The sequence below is a fragment of the Bacillus sp. JJ1773 genome (genome assembly GCF_036962035.1).
Taxonomy (GTDB): Bacteria; Bacillota; Bacilli; order Bacillales; family Cytobacillaceae; genus Cytobacillus.
On record NZ_JBALNX010000071.1, the window covers coordinates 26,719 to 37,706 of the forward strand.

Below are 10,988 nucleotides of genomic sequence, written 5' to 3' on the forward strand. Positions count from 1 at the left end.
TGTTCCGATTTCAATCAAATGACAATAATAAATAATCCACCTGGATTTTTGAGGTCAGGTGGATTATTTTTATAAAAATTTATGCCTTTTATGTAATCATCATGGATTAGTCGCCCATAACCCTGCTGTTTTCACAAAAACTCGCGGATGTAGCTTTAAGCCAGCAACAATGAGTTCTGCGAGATCTTCTGGCTGCATGACATTGTCTGCATTTTCCTGAATCAGCTTGTTTTCAATGGCCAAGTCAGTGGCAACAGTGCTAGGTGTTAATGCTGTTACACGAATGTTATGCTTTCGAACCTCTAGCATTAACGACTCAGTTAGCCCTAACACCGCAAATTTTGATGCGCTATATGCGCTAGTAACAGGTGCTCCTTTTAGGCCGGCAGTTGAAGCAATATTTACGATATCACCAGATTTCCTGTCAATCATGTCCGGTAATATCGCTCTTGTCACATTATATACACCCATTAAATTAACGCGTACAATGTTTTCCCATTCCTCAGGTGTTAAATCAAGAAAACCGCCAAACTTTGCTACTCCCGCGTTATTGATAAGTATATCGATCGGTCCTAAATCGGACTTAATGTGGTCAACCGCGTGTTGAACCGATTCAAGTTCTGAAACGTTGGCTGCTGCCCCTGAAACCTTCACATCATATTGATTCAATTCCGCACTGACCTTTTCAAGATTTGACATGTTTAATCCAATTAATCCGATATTGACACCTTCTTTTGCTAATGCAATTGCAGTAGCACGGCCAATCCCTCTGCCAGCGCCAGTAATAAGGGCAGTTTTTCCGCTTAGTGAATTCATATGATCGCTCCTTTAAAAAATTTAGGGCATCGATGTTACTAAAGTAAATAATTTTAATTAATGCTAGCCCATCAATTTATTATAGCGTAAAGGGTATATTTAACAAAAAAATCCACCCTTTAGATAGAAGGGCTCAGGTGGATATTTTGCCCGTTATTTTAATACAAGTAAAAGCTTCATTATAATCTTGTATCTATAACAATTTGGCCATTTTTCATCATGATGATTTTTCCTTTACTTATTTGCTTATGATGATTATTAATATTTGAAGTTTGGTTATTCATTTTAGGGGAATACGGTGGACAATGATCACATAAAGAGATAATAAAGTCTTCATTTGGAACTAGTAAGATAAGAAGTAAAAGAAATACCGTATTTCCATTTTGATCAAATCCAATTACCGTTAATGATATTAAGTCCAATAACATATCGTTAAAAACGATATTTTTCTCTAGAGCAAGTGTGAAAGTTCCTTGGATAATGATTTGAAATTCTTCGGAAAAAGCAGCAAGTGTTCCATTCCCTGCAGTAATCAATTTTGCACCATTGTCGGTTGTCATACATTGAGGCAGTACAACTGTTGTTGAGTTGAATGTTATATTTCCAAAAGCGAATGAAACCGTACTATCATGTATTCTGCATTTAGGACAAATATTTGCATTGAAAAGAAAAGTATCCTGTATATTTACTTTGCTTGAACACTCACATTTTTTTTTGATTCGATTACGTTTTTCGAGAGGAACATCCACATCTACTTTTAAAGTTGGGTGAAATACATTCCTATTGAAAAATTTGTTTTCATTCTGTTTATTATTCGTACAATTACATGGATCTTTGCCACAATGCGGGCAAATTCTTGATTTAGACAATGAAAAGCATCTCCTTTCTTACAAAGTAAGACAGATAAGATGAAGGTACTAAAAGTATTAGCCTTCAAGCTCTTTAACTTCTAATTCACCATTTTTCATCATTACAATCTTTCCATTTTTTATATCCATTGAAATGCTGTCTAATTTTGAAGGTTTGACATGCCTTTGGGAAGTCGTAGGACAGTCTTTGCATAATGTGATCATTAGCTCTTTATCTGGCACTTGTAAAACAGCTGCAAAAATATTAATATTTCCATTTTGATCTAAACCACCATTTGCAGTGAAAATAAGAAAATCGTTGCCTACTAAAGATTCTAATAGATTAAGGGTAAAACTTGCCTGAGAGATTGATTGATCAATAATAAGTGTTCCAACCCCTGTGGCATTCAATATAGTTCCTTGATTTTCAGAAATACATTGTGGCTTGTTAACTTTTGATGAGTTAAAAGCCATTCCAACTTCTACAACCGAAACAGTACTTCCATGAAGAGTGCAATTAGGGCAAATACTTGCAAGAAATGTCAGTGTTTCCTGCTGAGTGTTCACTCTGGCTGAACACTCACATTTTTTTCGGTCATTTTTATGTTTTTCTACGTCAATTTCGACTTTTACATTAACCGTAGGATTAAACACATTCCTATTCGTAAACTTGTTTTCATTCAGCTTGCTACTAGAACAAAAACAGTGATTTTTACCACATGAAGGACAGTTTTGTAATTTGGACAATCATAGCCATCTCCTTTCAACAAAAGTAATTTATTATATGGACGAGTTTACGTTATTGCTTGTATTCTTTTACTAAAGTGAATGGGGAAAATAGGTATTATTAACCTGGAGCTAAAGAAGAAAATTAATTCCTTCGCACCATTTAATGAAGGGCGTTACCTTTATAAACTTCCTAACGAATAGTGAAAGAAGTTTCCCTTTAGGGGGTATAGTGAGGGCAGAAGTAGATGGGAAGAGCAGACAAATGCATAACTGTATGGGGAACAAATATATGGCCCAATAAGGCTGAAAGTATCTGCTCATTCTTTACAATTTTTGTAGTTACACTCACCTAGTTAAAAACAGCAGTGTGTTCAATTAGCGGATAGCGTGAATCAAGTAAGGGCTGTCCCAAAAGTCAATGTTGACAATGGTACAGCCCCAGATTTTTATGGTTTTTCCGTTCGTATGTAAAGTTCAGGATGATTTATCTCTTTTAGCTTCTAATGTTACCGTTTTCTTGCTCCCAATTAGATACAATAACAAAATAATAATCATAAATGCTGCAGAATAACTAAAAGTCATACCGTACCCAACACTTTTTGCTAAGAACCCGAGACCAACTGATCCAATGGCCAAACCAAAATCAATAAAAATAAGAAGCATAGAATTGGCTGTTGCCTTTTTCTCGGGTGGAACAAGAGTTAATGCCCAAGCTTGGATAATTGGATGGATAATGGCAAAAGCGATTCCGAATAATGCCCCTGAAATCAAAACCATCACCATACTAGTAGAAAAGCCTAAAAGAATCAAACCTATAGCTCCTGAAATGGCGGCTGGAATAATAAGGATTCTGTGACCGAATTTATCAAAAATTTTACCAGAGAATGCCCGAAAGATGACCATCGCAATCCCCTGTGCGATAAAAAACTGTGAAATCCTTCCGCCAACATGGATCTCTTTACCAAACGCCCCCATAAAGTTAACTGTTCCTGCAATAGTAATATAATTCAACGATACCAAAATACATGGAAGAAGGACACGCTTATCAAACATGTACTTATAAAAAGGTTCATTATTTGTCGCCTGTGGACTTTCCTTTTCTTTTTTAACCGTCGAATTCTTTGTGAAAAAACTGCACACAAGTGAAAAAAACATAAGTCCGAGAGTTATCATCATCATCGACTTAAATGAATAATTTGCAAGATAGGAAATTGCGATTAGTGGCCCAATTGTCGTCCCAACGCTTGTAGACATTGCGAAAAAAACAATGCCCTCACCTAACCGAGATTTAGGAACAATATTACTTGATATTGTAAAGACTAAAATCGTAAGCATACTAAATCCAATACCTTGTAGTGCTCGAATGAATATTAAAAATCCGATTGATTGGTTTACAAAAGTAAGACCGATTGTACCCAAAAAATAAAGGAGAGAAATAATGAGGAGCAATTTCATATTCACTTTTTGGATTATGACACTTGCAAAGAAGCGCGTAATGAGTGATGCCAACATTAAGGTCGTGGTCATGATTCCCGCAATCGCAGGGTTATCACTAATTGTTGATACAAAAATTGGGAAACCTGCTGTAATCATATAAAAAGCACAAAACATTACTAAAGACAATAAAATAATAATTACATATTGGTTAGTCCAAAGTTTAACTTTTCTTTTACCCATGGTATTTAAGACCGCCTTTCAAGGCTATTTCTAAAAATAGTGGTAATTTATTAGTAAAAATTCCTTTTTAAAACATGACAAGTTTATTTTTTACTTATTATTTAAAATTATTTAGAGTTGTTTTCAATCAAAGAAAATCTAGGTACAGGCTGCATAATGTCTATAAGGAAAAGGCGCTCTAAAATTCCATAAAACGGAATTATCGTAGCCATTCTGTCATATAACCAAAAAAATAATCCACCTTTACAGCGACTTTAATTGTCCGACTCCATGTTGTTCTTTTCTGAATATTATCATCTTTTCTGAAATTTCAATTGATACTTCTAATCTGCTATGTTACTATTTTTTCAAAGGATGATGTATATGAAGAAGCTGCCACTCAAGGAAAGGATTGTTGAGACTGCACTCGTTTTGTTTGAAAAGCATGGCTACCATGGAGTGACGGTTGGCCAAATTGTTGATGAGTGCGGGACGTCTAAGGGAGGGTTTTACCACAATTTTAAATCGAAAGATGAATTGCTTTATCACATCCATGATATATTTATCTCCTATGTTCTCGATAAAGCCAGAGAAGCATATGATAATTTTGATACACCTGTTTCTCGTTTATGCGCCATCATTCAGTCTTTTACAAAAGTATTTGATTTATACAAACCTCATATTACTGTTTTTTACCAGGAAAGCACCTATTTAGTTGGAGATTTTTATCAGGAAATTAATGAAAAGCGTGATGAGTACCGGAAATTAATCGTACATGTCATAAAAGAAGGGCAAAAAAGTGGCGATTTTCGCTCAGAAGTACCGGCTGAAATCTCTACGATGTCGATCATTGGTATGATCAACTGGACATACAAATGGTTTAGTAAAGAAGGTCCACTATCAATAGATGAAATTGCACTTGTATTTAATGACTTAATTCTTCATTCACTTTTAACGGAAAAGGGTATGAAGGATGATGCAGTCAAAACATATTTACTTAAAAGTCAGCCTATATCATTCTAGCTGGCTATTAAAAAACAAAGGACAGACCGACTAGTCGGTATTTTCAATTGGAACAGCCATAACAAAGACCCGCACAACATGATCCCAATTCGAAGCATTACCTATACTCTATACAGACCAACTGGTCGGTCTTTAAAAAGAGGAGGAAAAAACGTGAATTTCGAATTAACGAATGAACAGCAAATGCTTAAGGAAATGGTAAGGGATTTTGCAGAGAAAGAAATAAAGCCATACGCAAAAGAAGTGGATGAAACTTCACAAATGCGCTATGAAATTTTTAAAAAGCTGGGAGAGCTTGGTTTACTGGGCATTCCTTTTCCTGAAAAGTATGGCGGTGCTGGCGGGGATACGATCTCTTATATCATCGCAGTGGAGGAAATTGGGAGAGCATGTGGCGGCACTGGATTAAGCTATGCTGCAAACACTAGCCTCGGGGCAAGCCCAATATATTATTTCGGAACTGAGGAACAAAAGCAGGAATGGCTTGTGCCGATGGCGAAAGGTGAAACGATGGGTGCCTTTGGTTTGACGGAACCGAATGCTGGATCCGATGCAGGCGGAACAAGAACAAAAGCCGTGCTTGATGGTGACGAGTGGGTCATTAATGGAGAAAAATGCTGGATTACGAATGCTGGCTACTCTAGGCAAGTTATTGTAACCGCTGTCACGGGTAAAAAAGACAATGGCCGCAATATTGTCTCTGCGATTATTGTGCCAACTGATGCACCGGGCGTAAGGATTTCCTGTAATTATGACAAAATGGGTGTCCGCGGCTCCAATACATGTGAAATTGTTCTTGAAAATGTGCGAGTTCCGAGGGAGAACTTGCTTGGCGATGAGAAAAAGGGCTTCAGCCAATTTTTATATACGTTAGATGGAGGAAGGATTTCGATCGCAGCCCTTTCTGTCGGCATTGCGCAGGCTGCCTATGAGAAAGCCCTTCAATATTCAAAAGAAAGGCAGCAGTTCGGGAAATCCATTTCTAACTTCCAGGCGATCCAGTTTAAATTGGCGGATATGGCGATGGAGATTGAATTGGCCCGTAATATGGTTTACAAATCAGCATGGCTAAAGGATCAAGGTAAACCATTTGGAAAGGAATCCGCCTTTGCTAAGCTTTACGCATCAGAAGCTGGTTTCCGCGTCTGCAACCAGGCAATCCAGATTCATGGCGGCTATGGCTATATGAAAGAATATGATGTTGAACGCCATTTGCGCGACATCAAATTAATGGAAATCGGGGAAGGCACGTCCGAAATCCAGCGTTTGGTCATTGCACGCCATTTAGGATGTTAATAGGCAGGAGGAAATAAAATGACCGAATTGATCCGAAAAAGTGTAGGACAGCTTTTATCAGACCGAGCTAAGGAAATGCCAGACCATGATGCCCTTGTATATCCTGATCGGGGCCTCCGCTACTCATACTATGAATTCAATGCTGTATGTGAGCAGGTAGCAAAGGGCTTAATGGCACTTGGTATTCAAAAGGGAGAAAACGTTGCTGTTTGGTCGACAAATGTCCCGGAATGGGTAAGCCTGCAATTTGGCACAGGAAAGATGGGTGCTGTATTAGTCACGGTCAACACGAACTACCGCTCCTCAGAACTTGAATATCTATTAAAACAATCAGACAGTACTACACTCTTTTTAATTGAAGATTACAGAGGGAATTCTTATATCGACACCATTTATGAGCTGTGTCCAGAACTGAAAACATCTGAACCTGGAAAGCTTGAGTCGAAAAGACTGCCATTATTGAAGAACGTGATTATTCTTGGTGAAAAGAAGTACGATGGAGCCTACAACTGGTCCGATATCATTGACTTAGCTAGTCAAGTTACAGATGAAGAATTAAAGGAGAGAATGGCCGCTTTGGAGCCAGATGATGTTATTAATATGCAATACACATCCGGCACCACGGGTTTTCCAAAAGGAGTCATGCTGACCCATAGTAACTTGACAAATAATGGTTATAACATTGCGAAGTGCATGGAGTTAACGAACCAGGATCGACTCTGTATTCCTGTTCCATTTTTCCATTGCTTCGGTTGTGTCATCGGGACGCTAGCCTGTGTCAGTGTTGGGGCAACTATGGTACCTGTTCAAGAATTCGACCCTGAAACGGTGTTGCGAACAGTTGAACAAGAAAAATGCACAGCACTTCACGGGGTACCGACAATGTTTATCGCTGAGCTCAATCATCCTAATTTTGCAAAATATGACCTTTCCACGCTTCGTACTGGGGTAATGGCTGGTTCCAATTGCCCAGTCGAAGTGATGAAAGCTGTTATGGACAAAATGAATTTGACGGAAATTACGATTTGCTACGGTCAAACTGAAGCATCTTCGGTCATAACTCAGACTCGGACAGATGATCCGTTCGAGCTGCGGGTAGAAACGATTGGCAGAGCTCTTCCGAATGTAGAAGTAAAAATTGTGGAACCTGAAACGACCAAAGAACTGCCGGCTAATCAACAAGGCGAGCTTTGCACGAGGGGCTACCATGTGATGAAGGGCTATTATAGGAATGAAGATGCAACGAGGGAGGCCATTGATGAAGATGGCTGGCTTCATACAGGTGATTTAGCTGTTATGGATGAAAATGGCTATTGCCGGGTTACAGGCCGCCTGAAGGATATGATTATCCGAGGTGGGGAGAACATCTATCCTCGGGAAATCGAAGAGTATCTTTATACCCATCCGAAGGTGCTTGACGCCCAAGTAATCGGGATTCCTGATGAGAAATACGGCGAAGAAGTAATGGCTTGGATGATTTTGAAGGATGGCGAAACGGCAACTGCTGAAGAAATCAAGGAATATTTTAAAAACAAAGTGGCACGCCACAAGATTCCTAAATATATCAATTTTACGGATGACTACCCTATGACTGCTTCCGGAAAAATCCAAAAGTTCAAGCTTCGTGAGCATTCTATTAATCAATTAACCATTTGACGAAGTGCAAGGGGTAAGTGTCCCTACTGCATGGTTAGATCTATAAAAACGATTAACCCAGCAACCGAAAGGAGTGATGTTCTTGTTTTCAAAAATATTGATCGCAAACCGCGGCGAAATCGCTTTACGGGTGATTCGTACATGTCAAAAGCTTGGGATTAAAACAGTTGCCATTTATTCAGAGGCTGATGCTGATTCGCTTTTCGTTCGAAACGCAGATGAAGCCTATTGTGTGGGCAAGCCCCAAGTAAACCAGAGTTATTTAAATGTGGACGAAATAATTCGGATTGCTAAAGAAAGTGGAGCAGAGGCCGTTCATCCAGGCTACGGACTTTTGTCGGAAAATGCGGCATTTGCAGCAAGATGCAAGAATGAAGGCCTAGTTTTTATCGGCCCAGCACCCGAAATTATTGCTTCAATGGGCAGCAAAATTGAAGCGCGCAAGATGATGAAGGAGGCGGGAGTGCCGATCATTGAAGGCATTAACACCCCTCTTGCAGACGAAGATGAAGCCAAATTGGCTGCCGAAAAAATTGGTTACCCTCTTATGCTGAAGGCATCTGCAGGCGGTGGTGGTATCGGAATGCAGCTCGTCCATTCGGAGGAGGAGCTTGTTAAAGCGTTCGCCGGCAATCAAAAGCGGGCAGAGTCCTTTTTTGGTAACGGAGCTATGTTTTTAGAAAAATATATTCCAGAGCCACATCATATTGAAGTTCAAATCCTGGCTGATACGTATGGAAATGTTGTACCGCTTTGGGAGAGGGAATGCTCTATCCAACGCCGTAATCAGAAGGTAGTTGAAGAAGCACCGTCCCCTTTTATTAGCGAAGATACACGCTTGAAAATGCTGGATGCAGCTGTTTTAGCAGCTGAGCATATTGGCTATTCAAACGCAGGCACGATTGAGTTTTTAGTAGATAAAGAGCAAAATTATTATTTCCTTGAAATGAATACAAGATTGCAAGTTGAGCATCCGGTTACAGAAGAAATTACCGACCTCGATCTTGTAGAGGAACAGCTGAAAGTTGCCGCGGGTCAACCGCTTTCTTTTACCCGTGAAGAGGTAATACGGAAGGGGCATGCCATTGAGGTCAGGATCTATGCAGAAGATCCAAACACCTTTTTCCCATCGCCTGGAAAAATAACCGAATTCCAGCTGCCGGACGGTGAAGGAATCCGGAATGAATGTGCAATTGAAGCAGGTTCTCAAGTGACACCCTTTTATGATCCGATGATTGCTAAATTGATAGCATGGGGTGAAACAAGGGATGAGGCTGCTGCACGAATGAAGACGGCCCTCGAAAATTATAAAATTGTTGGGATTAAGACAAATATCCCGATGCTGCTTAAAACTGTAACTCATGAGCAATTCTTATCAGGTTACACAACGACCCAATTTGTAAACGAATATTATTTACCGTTCATTACATCAACTAAGTGAGGAGAAATGACAAATGGCGAAAATCGAAGCAAGTATGGCAGGAAATGTTTGGAAGGTATTAGTTAAAGAAGGTGACGTGGTGAAGGCGGGTCAGGACGTAGTCATCCTCGAATCTATGAAAATGGAAATTCCGATTGCGGCTGAGGAAGATGGAATCGTGACAAAGGTCCATGCCCAGGAAGGGGAATTTGTAAACGACTCTGATTTGCTTGTAGAAACCGAGTAGGGTACAAGCTGATTATGATTGATTGAGTCCACTGGGTTGCTATGCGAAATTAGAGTGGACTTTAAGAACGGTCATAAAAGCATTGAGGGGGTGAAATGTTGAAACTGCCAGAAAAAGTCACGATTAAAGAAGTAGGACCGCGGGATGGACTGCAGAATGAAAAAATGCTTGTTCCAACGGAAGATAAGATCTCATGGATTAATTCGCTTTCAGAAACGGGGCTTTCCTATATTGAGGTTAGCTCATTTGTTCACCCTAAATGGATTCCTCAGCTGGCTGATGCCTACGATGTACTTAAGACCATTAAAAGAAAACAGGGCGTCACTTATGCCGCCCTCGTTCCTAATCTTAAAGGGCTTGAACGTGCACTAGAAGCAGGTATCGATGAAGTGAGCGTCTTCATGTCCGCAAGTGAGGGACATAATCTAAGCAATATCAATAAGTCGATAGAAGAAACATACCCCATTCTTGAAGAAGTAGTTAAGGAAGCAAAACAAGCTGGAAAATCTGTCCGTGGCTATGTGTCTACGGTAATTGCCTGTCCGTATGATGGAGCTGTTGCCTCATCAAAGGTTAGGGAAGTTGCGGACCGACTGTTTTCAATGGGCATTGATGAGCTTTCGCTCGGTGAAACGATTGGGGTTGGTGTACCAAGTCAGGTGGAAGCCCTTTTGGAAGAGCTTATGCCGCATTTCGATTCTGGAAAGCTTGCGATGCATTTCCATGATACAAGAGGAACGGCACTTGCCAACATAGTAAAATCCCTTGAAATGGGCATAACCATTTTTGACAGTGCGCTTGGCGGATTGGGCGGATGTCCTTATGCGAAAGGCGCGTCAGGGAATGTTGCTACGGAGGATTTGCTGTATTTGCTTCATGAAATGGGGATTGAAACAGGGATCAACCTTGAGCAACTTTTAAAATCGGCCCTGTTGATTGAAGGTACACTTGGAAAAAAATTAAAAAGTCGACAGATGGATATCTATCACGCTGGACGATAAGAGAGCTTCGTGTATATGACGAGCGTTTTGCTAGATTACAGGTGAATTGTGCGTACTATGGGAAGTTCATAGCGCTCGTTTTTCAAGGGACTAGGTTAAAACACGCACTATGAGGGGTTCATAACGCTCGTTTTTCAAGGGACTAGGTTAAAACGCTCACTATGAAGTGTTCATAACGCTCGTTTTTCAAGGTTCAGGTAAAAACGCTCACTATGAAGTGTTCATAACGCTCGTTTTTCAAGGGACCAGGTGAAAACGCTCACTATGAAGTGTTTATAACACTTGTTTTTCAAGGG

10 protein-coding genes are annotated in these 10,988 nt (G+C 39.9%); 6 read left to right on the forward strand and 4 right to left on the reverse strand.

Annotation, left to right across the window (positions count from 1 at the left end; translation table 11 throughout):
• Positions 1 to 99: 99 nt before the first annotated feature.
• The 4 genes from V7127_RS20020 to V7127_RS20035 form a co-directional block, all read right to left on the reverse strand.
• A complete protein-coding gene (locus V7127_RS20020) occupies positions 100 to 816 on the reverse strand; it encodes a 3-ketoacyl-ACP reductase (protein ID WP_335353895.1) in 717 nt (238 codons plus the stop codon).
• Positions 817 to 995: 179 nt separating this feature from the next.
• Positions 996 to 1,685 carry a hypothetical protein gene (locus V7127_RS20025; RefSeq protein WP_335488964.1) on the reverse strand — a complete coding sequence of 230 codons (690 nt, stop codon included), beginning with the start codon at positions 1,683 to 1,685 and terminating at the stop codon, positions 996 to 998.
• Positions 1,686 to 1,742: 57 nt separating this feature from the next.
• Positions 1,743 to 2,411, reverse strand: a complete 669-nt coding sequence (locus tag V7127_RS20030; RefSeq protein ID WP_335353897.1) for a hypothetical protein — start codon at positions 2,409 to 2,411, stop codon at positions 1,743 to 1,745.
• 456 nt (positions 2,412 to 2,867) lie between these two features.
• A complete protein-coding gene (locus V7127_RS20035) occupies positions 2,868 to 4,070 on the reverse strand; it encodes an MFS transporter (protein ID WP_335488966.1) in 1,203 nt (400 codons plus the stop codon).
• A gap of 363 nt (positions 4,071 to 4,433) precedes the next feature.
• Between V7127_RS20035 and V7127_RS20040 the strand changes: the two genes are divergently transcribed.
• The 6 genes from V7127_RS20040 to V7127_RS20065 all read left to right on the forward strand — a co-directional run bounded on the left by V7127_RS20040 (position 4,434) and on the right by V7127_RS20065 (position 10,692).
• The gene (locus V7127_RS20040; protein WP_335488969.1) at positions 4,434 to 5,072 is read left to right on the forward strand and encodes a TetR/AcrR family transcriptional regulator; all 639 of its coding nucleotides are present in this window, start codon (positions 4,434 to 4,436) and stop codon (positions 5,070 to 5,072) included.
• A gap of 153 nt (positions 5,073 to 5,225) precedes the next feature.
• Positions 5,226 to 6,368 (forward strand): acyl-CoA dehydrogenase, encoded by a 1,143-nt coding sequence (locus tag V7127_RS20045; protein WP_335488971.1) that lies wholly within the window; start codon positions 5,226 to 5,228, stop codon positions 6,366 to 6,368.
• A gap of 18 nt (positions 6,369 to 6,386) precedes the next feature.
• Entirely contained in the window at positions 6,387 to 8,024 is a 1,638-nt protein-coding gene (locus V7127_RS20050; protein WP_335488974.1) for an AMP-binding protein, read from the forward strand.
• 82 nt (positions 8,025 to 8,106) lie between these two features.
• Positions 8,107 to 9,465: an acetyl-CoA carboxylase biotin carboxylase subunit gene (locus V7127_RS20055; protein WP_335488977.1), complete on the forward strand. Its 1,359-nt coding sequence runs from the start codon at positions 8,107 to 8,109 to the stop codon at positions 9,463 to 9,465.
• Positions 9,466 to 9,478: 13 nt separating this feature from the next.
• Positions 9,479 to 9,691 (forward strand): acetyl-CoA carboxylase biotin carboxyl carrier protein subunit, encoded by a 213-nt coding sequence (locus tag V7127_RS20060; RefSeq protein ID WP_335488981.1) that lies wholly within the window; start codon positions 9,479 to 9,481, stop codon positions 9,689 to 9,691.
• Between the two features lie 95 nt (positions 9,692 to 9,786).
• Positions 9,787 to 10,692 carry a hydroxymethylglutaryl-CoA lyase gene (locus V7127_RS20065; protein ID WP_335488984.1) on the forward strand — a complete coding sequence of 302 codons (906 nt, stop codon included), beginning with the start codon at positions 9,787 to 9,789 and terminating at the stop codon, positions 10,690 to 10,692.
• Positions 10,693 to 10,988: the final 296 nt, after the last annotated feature.